Here is a 16,390-nt window from a genome sequence, read left to right as displayed (position 1 = left end):
CTAGAACGTTGTCCATTACTCGTCCATCGCTTGTCAATTGCCAGCACCGCCTGATACCTAATGCCTCAGGGCAGCAGATATCAGGCGGCTGGTGTTTGCTTTATTTAAACAATTGGGTAAAGCTCGTCGTTACGCTGTCGGCATTATCATTCATCCACTGCCAGTTCACATTAAAGGTCGGAATGTCGCTCACACTTGCGCGATCCTTCGCCTCCACATCCGAGCGGCCTGGAAGCAGATAAGCGCCAGCTACCAGCTGCTGAGCCTCATCGGAAAGCAGGTAGTCGATAAAAGCTTTAGCATTGTCCGTGTTTTTGCTTGTCGATACAATCGCCGCAGGACGCGGGCTGATGACGCTGCCCTCTTTTGGATAAACAATATCAACTGGCTCGCCAGCCGCTTTCGCTTTGTACGCCATGTAATCGACGCCAGCTGCTACGACCGATTTTGCCCCAGTAATGACAGGATCAAGTGCCTCCTGATTCGCGCCCGCCATCGCTACGCCGTTCTGCTTGTAGCTTTCGAAGAGCGACCAGCCGCTATCTCCCGAAGCGCTCAAATAACCAGAGATAAAATCAAGCGCTGAACCGGAAAGCGATGGATCTGGAATGTTGACCTTGTCCTTCCACTCCGGCTTCGCCAGATCTGCCCATGATGCAGGAGGCGCCTGAACCAGCTTCGTATTGTAGACAATACCGAGCGCAGAGGCGCTGTAGCTGAAATATTGCCCGTCTTTATCCGACCAGTCGGCAATCAGCTTGTCCGCATTAGCCGCTTCCGGATAGCTCATCAGAATGCCATCCCCCTTGAGCCCCTGCATTGCTGGCAGTGAAGCGAGCACAAGCACATCAACGGCTGGATTTGATTTCTCCGCTTCCATGCGGGCGAGAATTTTGCCCGTCGTGCCTTGGAACATTTCGACCTTCACGCCAGTCTTCGCTTCAAAACCTTCTTTAATTTTGTTCGCGAGCCCTTCTGGTCCTGCGCTGTACACGACTACGCTGCCGCTCAGCTTGACATCCGTTTGCTGCGGCTGCTCTGCTGCTGTAGAAGCAGCTGGTGCCGAAGGTGCCGTAGACGATTCACTACTTCCTTGTCCATTGTTCGCCGCAGCTCCGCAGCCTGCCAAGCTAGCTCCCATAAATGCGGTTAAAGCAAGCATCATGCCTTTTTTAGCTAATTTCATTGGTAGGGCCTCCCGATTGTTTTCATTTTTTTATTTACAAAACATGTAATCCACTCGTTTATGACACGACTTCATGCACATGCTCCGGCGAGGCATAAACTTGCACCTTATCGCCAACGAGCAGCCTCGACGGAGAGTAGGCCGTCCAAATGCCCAGATTCTCCTGCATCTCAAGCTCTACCTCGTAGCGGTCGCCCATGTAGCTGGCATGGCGCACCTTCGCCTCGAAGCGATGGTCCTCCGCATCCGCCTCACGAAAGCGCACATGCTCCGGCCGCAGCATCCACTTGTCCTTCATCAGCCAATTCGACTTGCCGATGAATCGGGCGACGAATGGATGCTCCGGGGCGCTGTATATTTGCTCCGGCGTGCCTTGCTGCAAAATCTCGCCGCCCTGCAGCACAACAACCTCATCCGACATGCTCATCGCCTCCGTCTGGTCATGGGTGACGTAAAGCGCCGTCACGCCCGCTTCCTTCACCAGATGGAGCAGCTCTGCCCGCATCTCATCGCGCAGCAGCGCATCCAATGCGCTGAGCGGCTCGTCGAACAGCACGAGCTGCGGCTTCATGACAATCGCTCTCGCGAAGGCGACGCGCTGCTGCTGGCCGCCTGATAACTGATGCGGATAGCGTTTCTCCATGCCTTCAAGACGAACCGTTGCGAGCGCGTCTAGCACCGCTTCCTGAAGCCCAGCCTTCATGCCGGCAGCACGCAGGCCGAAGGCGACATTTTCAAACACCGTCATATGCGGCCAAAGCGCAAAGTCTTGAAAAACCATTCCGAATTTCCTTTGATGAGCCGGCTTATTGACATGCTTCACTTTGGAATAATAGCACTCTCCATTCACATGAATCTCGCCGCCATCCGGCGTCTCAAGTCCTGCGAGCATTCGCAGCAGCGTCGTTTTGCCACAGCCTGAGGGGCCAAGCAGCGTCGTAAAGCTGCCTTTGGCAATCGATAAGCTGGAAGGCCGCAGCGCCTGAACGGAGCCGAAAGACTTTTCCAAATGATTCATTACGATATGTCCCATATGCATTAACCTGCCTGTCTATTAAATGACTGGCGGAGCAGGCAGCCGAGGCTTCCTTGTCCGCTAGGCTTTAAGCTTGACCTCAGTATAGCTCCCGACTATTCGTTGTTTATTTGAGCTGTGTAAATGAAAGATTAACTTTTTAGTGGATTTGTTTTAACATTCATCGAATTTTTCTATGCTACTTTTATACATATCCGCTAATAGTAGGAGGCAACCGCCTGTGAATTTATTGAAGCTGAAAATTATTGAGCTGCTCGACAAGCATAAGAAAATTACCCCCGTTGCCCACGAGCTCGATCTCAAGCAGCCGACCATCACCTATCATATGAAAAGCCTGGAGCAGGAAATGGGCGTCAAACTGTTCGAGGCGCGAGCGGATAAAATGCTGCTGACCGCGCCCGGCAAGGCGCTGCTTCATTATGCGGTGCGCATCAATAAGCTGGCGCAGGAAGCCGAGCGCGTCGTTATGGAATATGGCAGCCTTGCCCGAGGGAAGCTGACCATTGGAGCGAGCTACGTCCCCGCCACCTATGTGCTGCCAGAGGTGCTGAGCGATTTTTCCAAACATCATCCGGGCATTGAAATTTCAGTGCTGGTGAAACCCGCGCCTATTATTAAGGAGAAGCTGTGGAACCATGACATTCATCTCGGCCTCATCTCCTCCGAGCCGTTCGAGCAGCCGTCCTTGTCTACCCAAAGCATTTGTGAAGACGAGCTGGTCGTTATTTTTGCACCTGAGCATCATCTGGCTGCTTATGAGACGCTTAATCCCGGGCTCATTGCAACAGCCAATTTTGTGCTGCATGGCGAGCAGTCCAGTACGCGGGAAATGACAACGAGATGGCTGAACAATCACCGCATTGCTCTCATCGGGCCGATTGAGCTCGATTCGATTGAAGCCATCAAGCAGACGGTGCAGCAAGGTGGACATATTGCTTTTATTTCGGAGCTTTCCGTGCAGGAGGAAGTTCGAAAGGGACAGCTGCTCATGCGCAAAATCCCCAATACCCGCTTTCAGCGCTCGATTTATTGCTGTTATAACAAGGATCGCTATGACTCCAGGCTGACCGAACAATTTATTGATACCCTCCATAGAAGCTTTAAAAATTCTCCGTCCCCATCCATTAATTATTGGAAAAATTAACATAATCCGTTTCCATGCTTGATTCCTCGCGAACAATGGATCCCTAAAGTAGAGCTTGTACTTCCATTATGAAGAGGAGATGAGATAATGAAACATTGGTTAACGAAAGCAGGCACGCTGGTTTTGAGCGCGACGCTGCTGCTGTCGGCGTTCCAGGCGCCCGAGACGGCACAGGCAAAAAAACAGGAAGCGAATATGGTCCCATCCTACGAGGTCAAGCTGCTGCTGGATTCCGCGCAAGTGCTGAACAGCAATTTGGCGCTAACTTCTGCCGTAACCTCCCAGTTCAATCTGACTACTTCGAGACAAACCAATGTGGAATATTTCGATACCAATAGTCTCGGTCTGGATGATGCAGGCTGGAACGCACGTTTTCGCAAAAAAGAGGATAAAAACAACTACGAGCTTACGTACAAAAAACGTTACGCTGTGCAAAACGGCAACATTGATGCAGCGCTGACGCTCGCAAACACAGAAGGCTTCGACATTACGGATGACAATTATAAGGCGGAGATCGATTGGGGCTATAGTAAGCAGACGCTCAGCATGTCAGTGGATAAAAAGGTGACTAAATCCTTGAATGGCGCACTCGGACTTCCATCCGAATCAGCAGCCCGCCAAATGCTGCTCGACGAGCTGCCAGGCAAGCTGAAAAACTGGGGAACAAGCAATTGGGGCAAGACGCAGCTGCAAAACTCGCGCGCTTACGGCCCTATCCTCACAACTAAGCACACAGGCACTTGGAACGGCCTTGAGGTGGACGTTGAAATTTGGCCAATCCGCAATGCTGCGGGTACAGGCATCGAACCAATTGTGGAAATTTCCTTCAAAACGGATGAATATAGCGTAGCTAATACGAACCGCACCGCGCTGATAAACAGCTTGAACAATTTGGGATGGCTCGTGCCAGCAGACGGACTGAAAACGCAGCTTGTATTGGAACGTTATTAAATTAACAAGTTATTAGGTTGTTGAGCTAATCCATAGCCGTCCAATGAACGCAAAAAAGACCGCATAGCCGCCTGACGAATCAGGCTGGTTATACGGTCTTCTTGTTCATAAATCTATTCAATGATCGGCTCACTAAGCAAAGTGAAGTGGACTGGTTAGGCGCCGATTATACTTCCATGATGATCGGAAGAATCATCGGCTTTCTTTTCGTTTGCTCATATAAGAATCGTCCGAGCGCGTCTTTTACATTAGATTTTAGCGTCGTCCATTGATTGACGTTATCGCTAATTGATTTAGTAATGGTGCGGGATACAATGCGGCCTGCTTCGTCGAGCAGACCTTCCGATTCACGTACATAGACGAAACCGCGCGAAATAATATCCGGACCGGATTTAATCGTTTTATCCTGCTTGCTGATCGTTACTACAACAACAAGAATGCCGTCCTGCGACAAATGCTTGCGATCGCGCAATACAATATTGCCGACATCGCCAATGCCCAGGCCATCGATATACGTATTGCCGGACGAAACTTTGCCCGCTTTGCGTGCTTGGCCATTCGCAATCTCGACCACCTCGCCGTTATCGACAAGGAAAATATTTTCCTTCGCAACGCCTACAGCTTCAGCAAGCTTCTTGTGGTGAAGCTGCATCCGGTATTCGCCGTGAATCGGAATAAAATATTTCGGTGCCATCAGATGAAGCATCAGCTTCAGCTCTTCTTGGCTGGCATGGCCGGATACGTGCATGCCTGTAGCAGCGCCCTGACCGTAGATAACGTTCGCGCCAAGGCGGAACAGCTCGTCTACTGTACGGCCAATGCTCCGCTCGTTGCCTGGAATCGGCGTAGCGGAAATAATGACCGTATCGCCCTCCAGAATTTCAATCTGGCGGTGATTGGAACGCGCCATACGCGTAAGCGCCGACATCGGCTCGCCTTGGCTGCCCGTGCACAAAATGACGACCTGATTGTCAGCATAACGGTTCACTTCATTCGTTTCAATGAGCATCCCGTCCGGAATATTCAAATAGCCAAGCTCAGAAGCAATCGTAATCATATTGACCATACTGCGGCCAATAATCGCCAGCTTGCGGTTCGTTGCGACACCCGCGTCGATAACTTGCTGCAAGCGGTATACGTTCGATGCGAACGTCGATACGATGACACGGCGCTCTGCCTTGCGGAAAGCGTCTATGAAGTTCGCTCCAACGTTTCTTTCCGAAGGCGTGAAGCCCGGACGCTCTGCATTTGTGCTCTCCGATAGAAGCGCCAGTACGCCCTTGCGGCCAATTTCAGCCATGCGATGAAGATCAGCATGGTGATCATTAACCGGCGTCTGATCAAACTTGAAGTCGCCTGTGTGTACAACGACACCTTCAGGCGTATCCAGTACAACACCGAGGGAATCCGGAATACTGTGGTTCGTACGGAAAAAGCTAGCAGTCAACGTGCCGAATTTCAGCTCGGATTCCGCATGAATCAGATGTCTTTCCGTTGCGCCCAGCAGGCCAGCTTCCTTCAGCTTGCCTTCGATAAGTCCCATTGTCAGACGACTTGCGTAGACAGGCAGGCTAAGCTGCTTCAAAATATAAGGTAATCCACCGATGTGGTCTTCATGGCCGTGCGTAATAAGCAGCGCTCTGACCTTGTCCTTGTTCTCGATTAGATAAGAAATGTCCGGCACGATAATATCGATGCCCAGCAGCTCTTCATCGGGAAACTTGGAACCGCAATCAATGACAATAATATCGTTAGCGTATTGTACTGCGTACATATTTTTCCCAATTTCACCTACGCCGCCCAAGGCAAAAATGGATAGTTTGTTTTCTGTTCTGTTATTCAAAATAATCCTCCTATTTTATAAGACTGACGACGATTAATATACCTCAAACTAAAAAGATCCGAACCAGTCACTTGTCACCATTATAGCACGAAAATTTAATAAAAAGGAAATAGGCTTATTCGCCTTTTATTCCTTGTTCATTCGACCCAAAATGTAAAGCAAGCCTTTAACAAACATTCCCATAAAAGCCGATGCCGCTACCGTGCATAAATTCAGCCCGTGGATATAAATAACGAGCAAACCTCTGGATGTCACTTCATCGGATAAAGGGAACACTAGCCCGAGCCCATACGTTAAAATGACCGTAAAGGGTACCCAAAGCACCGGAATAAATAGCGGAAAATACCAAAAGCGTCCGCTAAAGCTTCGAACGATGGCTATCGTATAAAACACGCCAAGCACTGCCAGCAAAGTAAATACACCATTCAAAATCGTCATGCTGTAAGCTGCCGCATAATACAAAGTATTGCCGATTAACGAGAAAATTAAGCTAAGCAGCGTAACCCTCCGCATAGCAAGACCGAACGGCGAACGATTTTCCTCGCTCATTACGGCTTTACAATATCAGCGATTACGTTAAGAAAGACGTCCATTTCCTCATCCGTACCAATACTTACCCGCAAATAATGCTCGATGCGAGGCTGCTTGAAATAACGAACGAGTACGCCCTGCTCGCGCAGCTTTTGAAAAATATGCTCCGCCGCTTGGTCAGGGTGGGAAATGAACAGAAAATTGGCTGTGGAATCGGTCACGACAAAGCCGAGTTCCCGCAGACGCACAGCCGTCTGATCCCTTGTCTGATTAACCTTTACCGTAATCTCCTGGAAATAATCCTCATCTTCTATGGCCGCAACAGCACCGGCAAGCGCTAAGCGGTCGAGCGTATAGGAGTTGAATGAATTTTTCACACGGTTAAGGCCGTCGATAAGCTCCTCGCTGCCGATCGCCCAGCCTACCCGCAATCCGGCGAGTGAACGCGACTTCGATAGCGTCTGAATCACGAGCACATTCGGATAATCGGCAACTAGCTTAACGGCCGATTCTCCACCGAAATCGATATAAGCCTCGTCAATGATGACCACTTGATCCCGGTTATGTTCAAGTATCGAGCGGAACTCGTCAACCGGAACAAGCATTGCTGTCGGAGCATTCGGGTTCGGAATGACAATGCCGCCATTTTCACGCGTATTAAATTGCTCCAGAGGCATACGGAACTGCTCATCCAGTGGAATTAAATCCGCCTGCAGCCCATAAAACTCGGCATACACTTTATAGAAGCTGTATGTAATATCCGCAAACAGCACCGGCTTTGCGGGATCGAAGAACGCCGCGAAGGCGAACGCCAGCACCTCATCGGAGCCATTGCCCACAAAAACCTGGCTTGGGGAAACCTTAAAATAAGAAGCCAGCGACTGCACAAGCGCTCCGCTCGTCGGATCAGGGTATAGACGTAAATCCTCGTTTGCCGCGGCTTGGATCGCCTCTATCACCTTCGGTGAAGGCGGATACGGGTTTTCATTCGTGTTGAGCTTAATGTATTGCTTATCCTTTGGCTGCTCGCCCGGCACATAAGGTACTAACGATGCCGCAAGTGGGCTCCAGAACTTACTCATGAGTCAAGCTCCCTTCATTCGATTAACGGCCCCTGCCGTTTGTCCGCTTTATTCATCCTCATTCAGCATAAAACATTTTACAGCCGAATGCATCCACTAATTTGCGATTATGCCAATGACTAAAAAAGGCAGCACGAGAATCAAAATAAGTACGACTATGGCGAACGTAATAATTAATGAAACACCAAGTGAACGCCAAGCCGAAAACTGATGGGCCTCACCGACCGCATGCAGCATAATAATGAACACCCAAATGCTCAAACCAATTTTGATAATGGAGAACAACAGGCCAATCGCCATCAGTACGCCACCTGGAAGGTCAAGCGCCGAAGCTAATCCACTCGAATACACAGGCGAATCGGTAAAGGCACCTCTTCCGAACAGCAGCAGCTGCGGAATCCACAGCAGCCCAATTAAAACGGTAGGCGCCAAAACGCCGCGGGCAAATACAATGTACATCTGATGCCTGTCGGCCGTGCCGCCAAACCATGAGCCCACCCATCTATACAAAACGCCGGATAAAAATAATCCCCCTATCCCGAGCGCTCCGCCGGCTACAACAGCCAGCAGCAATATCAAGCCTAAATACAGATGATTTCCCCACGCATTCTCTGCACCGTTATCCAGAAACTGAAAGATGCCGCTGAATAAAGCAATCACAATGAGCGGCCAGAATGGTCCCGGATGATTGAGAAAATGCCTAATCGTCTGACGGGGATGAATCCATACGCGAAACCAATATTTCCAATTTCCCTGCTGCATCATTTCTCCCCCTTCGTCCTTCATCCAACGCGGAGCCCCATAATAACCAAATCGCGCTCCACCCCATCCAGCTCCGCCACTTTGGGCATATACGCCCATTGCTCGAAGCCGAACTTGCCAAGCAGCCCAAGACTAGGAGCATTATGGGCAAAAATAAAGCCGAGCAGCGTCCGAATATGCAGCGCCGGACATGCCTCAAGCGCATGCTTCATCAGCATGCTTCCCAATCCGCGTGCGCGATGCTGCTCGGCAATGTAGATGCTGATCTCGGCTGTCGCCTGATAAGCAGGACGTCCATAAAACGACTGAAAGCTGAACCACGCCAGCAGCTCTCCGTCCTCTTCCACTACCCAAAGCGGCCGAGTATCCGGCGCATGCTCGTCAAACCAAGCCTGCTTCGCTTCTACCGTGGACGGCTCCAAATCCGCTGTCACTTGGCGCGACGCAACCGTTGAATTATATATAGCTACAATGCCGGGCAAATCCTCTTGCATGGCATCGCGAATACGATACGTTTCCCCTGCCATAAACCGCTCTCCTTAGCATCATAATATCAACAGTTTACCACCGCAGCTGGAAATTGTCTGCCTTCCTTGACGCTTCAATTGGAACCATCGCAGGCTTAAGACAATACGCGCAGCACATCGTCGATTTTTCTATGATGGGACAGCACGCCATAATTCATCCACGACAAAAAATCGACCTCATATACGCTGCCATTCCGCACGGCGGGCAGCGACCGCCAAAGCGGCGATTGCAGCAGCTCGATCTGCCTGCCCGAAATCGTATCAATCGTAATAAACAGATGATCAGCGTCCAGCAGCACCAGCTCCGCCATCGACAGCTCAACAAACCTCTTGCCTTTAGCCAGCTTCTCTACGAGCGAATGCGGGGTCAGCCCTAAATCGCGGTACAGCACCGGGCCAGTGTAGCCATTGTCCGGCCCTCCATACAGAAGGATGGACTGGGCGGACAGGCGCAAGCACGCTACGGTCTGCCGCTTTATTGATCGCGAAAGCTTAGCCTTCGCGGCTGTTGCTTTATTTTCATAATCAGCAATGACGGGCCTCACCTCCGCTACTCTCCCCAGCAAATCCGCAATGCTGTACAGCGTTGAACGCCATTCCTCGCCCTTATAGGTCAAATGAATGCTCGGTGCAAGACTCGTGAGCCTATCCATGCCCCAACGTTCGATACCGCTGTCCAGCATTATAAACTCTGGCGCAAAGTCAGAAAGGGCGGCTTCGCTATCGCTGACCACATTAAATTCAGGCACGTCATCAAGGCCCAGATACTCCTGCCTCCCCCAGTCATCATGGCTGAACTGCATAATCGGCCTGATGCCAAGGGCCAGCACATAATCCTCAATAAATGGCGCAAAAACCCGAATATTTTCCCGCTGATGGCGGCGATATTGACCCGGTGTAAGGCCAACCGACTGCTTGAAGCGGCGACTAAAATAATATTCATTGCTGTAGCCGACGCTTTGAGCGATGTTGAACAGCCGATCATCCGTGCTTGCCAGCAGCTTTTTCGCCTGCTCCACACGTACGGCATTCAGATAATGCAGCGGAATTTCTCCCGTCAGCTCCTTGAACAAGCGCGAATAACGCCAGCGCACCATATTGGCCTGCTCGGCAAGCTTGTCCACCGTCAGCTCCTCGCGGTAATTTTGCTTAATATGCGCGATAGACAGCTCCATCGCCCTTCTGACGCTGCTTTCTGTGCGCAGAGGAAGATTTTTCTGCATGATGAACAATAAAAGCTGCTGAAACCGAATGTCGCTGCGGAAAGCTTCCAGTTCGTCCTGCTCGTGCCGCTTCTCATATAATCCTTGAAGCTCACTAACGCAATAAGAGAACGGGCTGCATGCGACCTCGCCCAAACAAGGAAAAGGGTCAGGCTCAGCTGTCCCTGCAACCTCCTTGGCTTTTTCGCCTCCAACCGAATCGAAGGTAAGGCAATAATAGGATAAACCACCCACTGCTCCCTCATCACTCCCGCTGTATGTAAGAACTATCCGAATATTTGGGGAGAAAATATAGCAGGCTCCACGGCTCAGAGCATGCCGTTCCCCGTTTGCTTGCAGCGCTCCCGTTCCACCTGTCACTGTAATGATCATATGTTCATGGGCTGCATGCAGCTCCTGCTCCTGCCTATCCGGCAGCTCGACATATTGAACATCGGTAAGCCTGTAAAATATCGCATGGCGCAGCGGCCGCTTTTCCTCGTCTTCGTTCACTTCATAGCCCCCTTTGGATGTCTTGGCCGATAGCCCTAACTATGTCCGCACATGCCAAGGTAAATGAGAATGATTTTCACAACTAGTATAAATGAAAAAAGAAAGCCCATCAATGCACAGATGGGCCTTCCTCTTTATTTATTGAATAGCGCAGCTTGTCGATCGCTGCTTATTTGACGAACATTTTCAAAATATCATCGATTTTCATGAAATTTGCTGTTATGCCACCGGACTGCCAAAATGATCTTTCTACTCGGTGTACATGTCCCGCCTTAACCGCAGGAACAGCCTTCCACATATTGCTGTCCAGAAGCTTCATCGCTTCTTGATTTTCCGGTGAATCCCATGTTCCGTTTGACGGTAAAATAATAATGTGGTCGGCATCCAGATCCGGCAAGCTTTCCTCCGTTAAAACAACTTGAAATTCCTTCATTTCCTTCGACCATGTATTTGGCGTAAGTCCCAACTCGGAGTATATAGAGCCAATAAAACGATTATTCACGCCGAACAGCGCGAAGGTACTTTCATCCACATTCAAACGAATGACCGCTACCGACTCATCGCCAAGCGCTGTCTTGAGCTTGTCCTTGGCATCGGCTATTTTCTGCTCGTAAGCACTAATCACATTGTCTCCCTGTTCCTTCATATTCATTACATCCGCAACAGTCGTCAATATCGCTTTAGAATCCAATAAAATACTTTCAGGCAGACGGTAGGTAGGCGCTATTTTAGAAAATAAATCGTATTTGGTTTTATCTGCCCAGCCATCCAATATAATTAAGTCCGGCTCCATTTCAAGCAGAACTTCAATATTGCCCGTTATATCAAATGTCGGCGAGTCCAAACCAAGATATTCCTGCGTGCCCCAGAGCGGGTGATACCACTGAACAATTGGCGTTACGTCAAGAGCCTTCAAATAATCCTCCAAATAAATGGCCGCTACGCGCTTCGGATGCGCCGGAATAGTCACTTCGCCAAACTCGTCCTTCAACACTCGCGTTTCCGCTTCCTGCTCTTCCGCTGCTGGTTCCTCCGCTGCCGACGGAGAAGCGCTTGTTACAGCGGCTTCCTCGGTTGCCCCCGTATTCGCCTCCGTATTCGCCTCCGTATTCGCTTCCGTACCACCTGGCGAGCCGCATCCAGCAAGCACTATAATAATGGCCAATGCCAGCGGTGCAAGCACCGTCATTTTACCCTTGAGCTTCGTCTTTCCCCATTGCATCATCTCTGTTCGACACCCCTCTAAATCAATGATTATCATTATCAAATGACGAAAACAAGTGTAGCTTATTGCACGCCCAGCCTACAATGCACATTCTCAACAATTTTCTTATACAAACGTTAACGCCGCAGCAAACATCCACCCACTGACACGCCACTTATTCCAGCCCTTACAAAAACTTTGTTAAAAACATGCATTTATGGATTTGAAGAAACGTTTTCATATGACATATGTCATATGACCGAATTGACGTTTATGACTACAGGCGCATGACGTTTTTCTTTACAATATAAATATAGCTAGCAGGATGCGGGCATCTTGAATAGAGGATGTACATCTTGTTATTGAAGGAGGAGCTTCATTATGGATCAGAAAGCCAAGCAAGCGAGCTTGAAAAAGAGCCTTGCCCCTTATGAAAAAGTGAATATGAAAACCAGCATACGACAATTAATTAATACTCTAGTCCCACTCGCCTTTTTCTGGTACGCGGCGTATGCCGTCATGCCAATCTCCTATGTATTGACGATTCTTTTTTCCTTCATTACAGCAGGCTTTGTCATTCGGACATTTATTATTTGCCATGATTGCTGCCACGGTTCTTTCTTCAAGAGCAAACGGGCAAATGCTATCGTCGGCACAATAACAGGGATCATTACCCTCGTCCCTTTCCAACAGTGGAAATACAGCCACTCCATCCATCATGCAACGAGCAGCAATCTCGACAAGCGTGGTATCGGCGACATTTGGATTATGACCGTGGATGAATATATTGCAGCAACGCCTTTGCGCCGCCTTTTCTATCGTATTTACCGCCATCCGGTCGTCATGTTTGGTCTTGGCCCGATTGCCGTGTTTCTTATTCAATACCGTTTCAACCGTAAAGGCGCTAGACGCCAGGAACGCCTCAACACATATTTGATCAATGTTTCAATTGTTGCTTTATATGCAGGTCTTAGCTGGCTTCTGGGCTGGCAGGCGTTCGTCATGGTTCAACTGCCTGTTATGTTTTTATCCGGACTGTTCGGCATTTGGCTGTTCTACGTCCAGCATCAGTTCGAAGATACGTATTTTGAAAATGAAGATGAGTGGAGCTACGTGAAAGCAGCCGTTGAAGGCAGCTCTTATTACAAGCTTCCCCGTCCCTTGCAATGGATTACCGGCAACATTGGCTTCCATCATGTGCATCACCTGAGCCCGAAAGTGCCTAACTACTATTTGGAGGATGCGCACAACTCATCCGTTCCGCTTCAGCAGGCAACGACGATTACGATCAAAACAAGCTTGACTGCACTGCGTTTCCGCCTATGGGATGAAGAGAACAAAATGTTCGTCAGCTTTAAAGGCATGAAGCATCGTCTGCGCAAGCCGCGTGCGGCAAGCACCAAGCTGGATACAAGACGCGTTGGCTAGCAGGTACAAAGATATACAGACGAAAGAGGCTGCGCGGAACCAAATGCGCGAGCCTCTTTTATGTTAAAATAGCTTCAAAGCAGCTCCTTATGCTGCAACAGCGATTTGAAAAGGCGGGACACATATGCAAAAATGGCATCATATTTTTCATAAAAATACGGGAATCAGCCCCTATGTATGGGTCGTTTTCTACATCCTGCCCTTCTACTTTATTTTCCGCAACTCATCACCCTACCAAGCGACTTCCGGCATTGTGATGATCGTTTTATTTTTCATCTGCTATATGCTTTCCTTCGTGTCCAAGGGCTGGCAGGTCTATTTCTGGACCAGCATCCAAATTATTATTTCCATAGCGATGACGCTCATGTTTGGCTATGTGTATTTCTCGATCTTTCTCGCTTATTTTATCGGCAATATCCAGAACCGCATCGGATTCTTTACGCTGTATTCCATTCATATCGTCACGACCTTCCTGAGCATCAACTATGGGCTGGCTGTGCAAAATCCGGTCTTTCTCGCGCAGTTCCCCTTCGTGCTCATTAGCTTGATCGGCGTCATTCTGCTTCCGGTCAATACGTACAACCGCAACAAGCGCGACAAGCTGGAAGGGGAGCTTGAGCATGCCAACAAACGAATTTCAGAGCTCGTCAAGCTGGAGGAGCGGCAGCGGATCGCCCGCGACCTGCATGATACGATCGGACAGAAGCTGTCACTCATTGGCCTGAAAAGCGATCTGGCGGGCAAGCTGATGCAGAAAAATCCCGCCAAGGCGCAGGAGGAGATCGATGATGTGCGCCAAACAGCGCGCACGGCTCTCAAGGAAGTGCGGGAGCTTGTCACAGAAATGCGTGGAACACGGCTTGAAGATGAGCTTTTTCGGGTAAAACAAATTTTGAAGGCTGCCGATATTCAGCTTCTGGTAGAAGGCGACCCGGCGCATACCGATACTTCACTGCTTGCTGAAAATGTCGTCAGCATGTGTCTTAAGGAAGCCGTAACCAATATCGTCAAGCACAGCTCCGCCACCAAGTGCATGGTCGAGATTGAACCAACCCGCACGGAGCTCATCGTCCGCGTTCAGGACAATGGCACGGGCATTGCTACGGGCGGCAAGGAGTCGCGCAGCTATTACCGGGGAAATGGTCTCCGGGGCATGAAGGAAAGACTGGAGTTTATTAATGGCAGCCTGGACATTATTTGCGGCGACGGCACGATGCTCGTCATTAAAGCGCCCAATATCGTCCAGAAGCCTGAAAAGGAGCCCTCGCTATGATTAGAATTGTAATCGCCGAAGACCAGCGGATGCTGCTGGGGGCACTTGCTTCCCTGCTTGAGCTGGAGGACGATATGACCGTAGTTGGCAAAGCCGGAAACGGCGAAGAAGCGATCACGCTCGTCCAGCTTCATAAGCCCGACATTTGCATTATGGACATTGAAATGCCAGTCAAGAGCGGGCTGGAGGCAGCGGAAGAAATTCGCCAGCTAGGCTGCAAGGTCATCATTTTGACCACCTTTGCCAGAAGCGGCTATTTCGATCGTGCGCTCAAGGCCGGCGTGTGCGGCTATTTGCTCAAAGACAGCCCCAGCGAGGAGCTGGCGAGCTCCATACGCAGCGTCATGACAGGCCGACGCATTTATGCGCCGGAGCTGGTGGATGACGCCTACGGGCAGGAAAACCCGCTCACCGAACGGGAGAAGGAAGTGCTGGGCCTTATCGCCGACGGCAAAAATACGAAGGAAATCGCCGACCAGCTTTATTTGACCAATGGCACCGTGCGCAATTATATTTCTGTCATTTTGGATAAGCTGGGCGTGAGCAACCGGATCGAGGCGATTACCCGTTTTAAGGAGAAGGGCTGGTTTAAATAAAAAAAAGCATGTTCTTTCCCGCAATAGCGGTACGGAACATACTTTTCCATCGCAGGCCAAATCTAGCATGCTGGTTGGCCTCTTTTATTTGTCTCAAGCGTAAACGGCTGTCGCCATCCTATGGCGGCAAAGCTGCCGTTTCGAGGGTGAAATATAAGCCCATTATAAGGGTAAAACTTATAAAGTCTTATATTTTTAAAATGCTGGCACAACCGCCACGCCGTATTTGTCCTGAATGAACTTTTTCACCTCGGGCGATACGAGCACCGCATCCAGCTTCTTAATTTCGTCGCGGTTCTCATCACCGCTGCGGACGACGATAATGTTGGCGTAAGGCGATTCTGCATCCTCGCGGAACAGCGCAGTGTTCGGATCAATGCCCGCCTCCAAAACCAGGTTCGTGTTGATAATGGCGCCATCTACATCAGGCAATACCCTTGGCAAAGTAGCCGAATCCACTTCCTCGAACTTGAGATTTTTAGGATTGTCTACAATGTCCTTCGGCGTTGCCTCATACGTATTTTCCAAGCCTTCCTTCAGCTTAATCAGCCCTTGCTGCTCGAGCAGCACCAGCGCTCTGTATTCATTCGATGGGTTGTTCGGAATCGCAATAGTCGCGCCATCCGCAATGTCATCCTTCGATTTCAGCTTCTCGGAATAAAGGCCAATTGGCTCGACATGAACTTTCGTGGTTACCGCAAAATCATACCCCTTCTCTCCTTTAATCGAGTCCAGGTACGGAACGTGCTGGAAGTAGTTCGCATCAATCTGCTTCTCAAACAGCGCAGGATTGAGCTGGCCCTCATCATCAAGCACGACGACTTCCAAATTAACGCCCTGCTCCTTAAGCAGCGGCTTTACAAACTCCAAAATTTCGGCATGCGGCACTGGCGCAGCACCTACCTTAAGCGTTGCTGCTTCCTGCGGGGCTGCAGAAGCGGAAGCTTCCGGCGACTGGGTTTGTTCGGCAGGGCTTACAGCCGCGCTTGCTTCCGGCGAGCTTGCCGGGGCATTATTTGCTGCGGTACCGCAGCCTGAGACGATAAGGCTAAACATAAGAATAAGGGCGGATAAAAAAGTCCATTTTGTTGTTTTCATGGTTACACTCCTGC

At 49.9% G+C, this 16,390-nt stretch carries 15 protein-coding genes; 5 read left to right on the top strand and 10 right to left on the bottom strand.

Annotated features, from left to right (window positions below):
• Window positions 1-100 precede the first annotated feature (100 nt).
• Both WH37_RS14440 and WH37_RS14435 read right to left on the bottom strand, forming a co-directional pair.
• Complete coding sequence (locus WH37_RS14440) at window positions 101-1,186, bottom strand: ABC transporter substrate-binding protein (RefSeq protein WP_046231294.1); 1,086 nt, start codon at window positions 1,184-1,186, stop codon at window positions 101-103.
• A gap of 58 nt (window positions 1,187-1,244) precedes the next feature.
• Complete coding sequence (locus WH37_RS14435) at window positions 1,245-2,219, bottom strand: ABC transporter ATP-binding protein (protein WP_046231293.1); 975 nt, start codon at window positions 2,217-2,219, stop codon at window positions 1,245-1,247.
• A 223-nt stretch (window positions 2,220-2,442) separates the two neighbouring features.
• Here WH37_RS14435 and WH37_RS14430 point away from each other — a divergent pair, with 223 nt between their 5' ends.
• Both WH37_RS14430 and WH37_RS14425 read left to right on the top strand, forming a co-directional pair.
• Window positions 2,443-3,366 (top strand): LysR substrate-binding domain-containing protein, encoded by a 924-nt coding sequence (locus WH37_RS14430; RefSeq protein WP_231594240.1) that lies wholly within the window; start codon window positions 2,443-2,445, stop codon window positions 3,364-3,366.
• An 87-nt stretch (window positions 3,367-3,453) separates the two neighbouring features.
• Window positions 3,454-4,317 (top strand): hypothetical protein, encoded by an 864-nt coding sequence (locus WH37_RS14425; protein WP_046231291.1) that lies wholly within the window; start codon window positions 3,454-3,456, stop codon window positions 4,315-4,317.
• A gap of 166 nt (window positions 4,318-4,483) precedes the next feature.
• Here the strand turns inward: WH37_RS14425 and WH37_RS14420 are convergent, their stop codons facing one another.
• The 7 genes from WH37_RS14420 to WH37_RS14390 form a co-directional block, all read right to left on the bottom strand.
• Window positions 4,484-6,160: a ribonuclease J gene (locus WH37_RS14420; RefSeq protein ID WP_046231290.1), complete on the bottom strand. Its 1,677-nt coding sequence runs from the start codon at window positions 6,158-6,160 to the stop codon at window positions 4,484-4,486.
• A 126-nt stretch (window positions 6,161-6,286) separates the two neighbouring features.
• Window positions 6,287-6,709, bottom strand: a complete 423-nt coding sequence (locus WH37_RS14415) for a hypothetical protein (RefSeq protein WP_046231289.1) — start codon at window positions 6,707-6,709, stop codon at window positions 6,287-6,289.
• The gene (gene hisC, locus WH37_RS14410) at window positions 6,709-7,773 is read right to left on the bottom strand and encodes a histidinol-phosphate transaminase (protein ID WP_046231288.1); all 1,065 of its coding nucleotides are present in this window, start codon (window positions 7,771-7,773) and stop codon (window positions 6,709-6,711) included. The genes WH37_RS14415 and hisC overlap by 1 nt, the downstream gene beginning before the upstream one ends.
• Before the next feature lie 96 nt (window positions 7,774-7,869).
• Window positions 7,870-8,559: a YIP1 family protein gene (locus WH37_RS14405; RefSeq protein WP_046231287.1), complete on the bottom strand. Its 690-nt coding sequence runs from the start codon at window positions 8,557-8,559 to the stop codon at window positions 7,870-7,872.
• On the bottom strand, window positions 8,556-9,062 hold the full coding sequence (locus WH37_RS14400; protein WP_046231286.1) for a GNAT family N-acetyltransferase: 507 nt from the start codon (window positions 9,060-9,062) through the stop codon (window positions 8,556-8,558). The genes WH37_RS14405 and WH37_RS14400 overlap by 4 nt, the downstream gene beginning before the upstream one ends.
• 95 nt (window positions 9,063-9,157) lie before the next feature.
• Complete coding sequence (locus WH37_RS14395) at window positions 9,158-10,777, bottom strand: helix-turn-helix domain-containing protein (RefSeq protein ID WP_046231285.1); 1,620 nt, start codon at window positions 10,775-10,777, stop codon at window positions 9,158-9,160.
• Window positions 10,778-10,946: 169 nt separating this feature from the next.
• Window positions 10,947-12,002: an ABC transporter substrate-binding protein gene (locus tag WH37_RS14390; RefSeq protein WP_063838021.1), complete on the bottom strand. Its 1,056-nt coding sequence runs from the start codon at window positions 12,000-12,002 to the stop codon at window positions 10,947-10,949.
• Between the two features lie 360 nt (window positions 12,003-12,362).
• Between WH37_RS14390 and desA the strand changes: the two genes are divergently transcribed.
• From desA to WH37_RS14375, 3 genes are all read left to right on the top strand, one after another.
• Window positions 12,363-13,409 (top strand): Delta(5) desaturase DesA, encoded by a 1,047-nt coding sequence (gene desA / locus WH37_RS14385; RefSeq protein ID WP_046231284.1) that lies wholly within the window; start codon window positions 12,363-12,365, stop codon window positions 13,407-13,409.
• A 124-nt stretch (window positions 13,410-13,533) separates the two neighbouring features.
• Window positions 13,534-14,682, top strand: coding sequence for a sensor histidine kinase (locus WH37_RS14380; protein ID WP_046231283.1), 1,149 nt, complete (start codon window positions 13,534-13,536; stop codon window positions 14,680-14,682).
• Complete coding sequence (locus WH37_RS14375; RefSeq protein WP_046231282.1) at window positions 14,679-15,278, top strand: response regulator transcription factor; 600 nt, start codon at window positions 14,679-14,681, stop codon at window positions 15,276-15,278. The genes WH37_RS14380 and WH37_RS14375 overlap by 4 nt, the downstream gene beginning before the upstream one ends.
• Before the next feature lie 195 nt (window positions 15,279-15,473).
• Here WH37_RS14375 and WH37_RS14370 read toward each other — a convergent pair whose 3' ends face one another.
• Window positions 15,474-16,376: a MetQ/NlpA family ABC transporter substrate-binding protein gene (locus tag WH37_RS14370; protein ID WP_046231281.1), complete on the bottom strand. Its 903-nt coding sequence runs from the start codon at window positions 16,374-16,376 to the stop codon at window positions 15,474-15,476.
• Window positions 16,377-16,390 lie beyond the last annotated feature (14 nt).

It is taken from the genome of Paenibacillus algorifonticola, assembly GCF_000971975.1.
GTDB lineage: Bacteria > Bacillota > Bacilli > Paenibacillales > Paenibacillaceae > Pristimantibacillus > Pristimantibacillus algorifonticola.
This window is presented reverse-complemented; position numbering and strand designations above follow the sequence as displayed.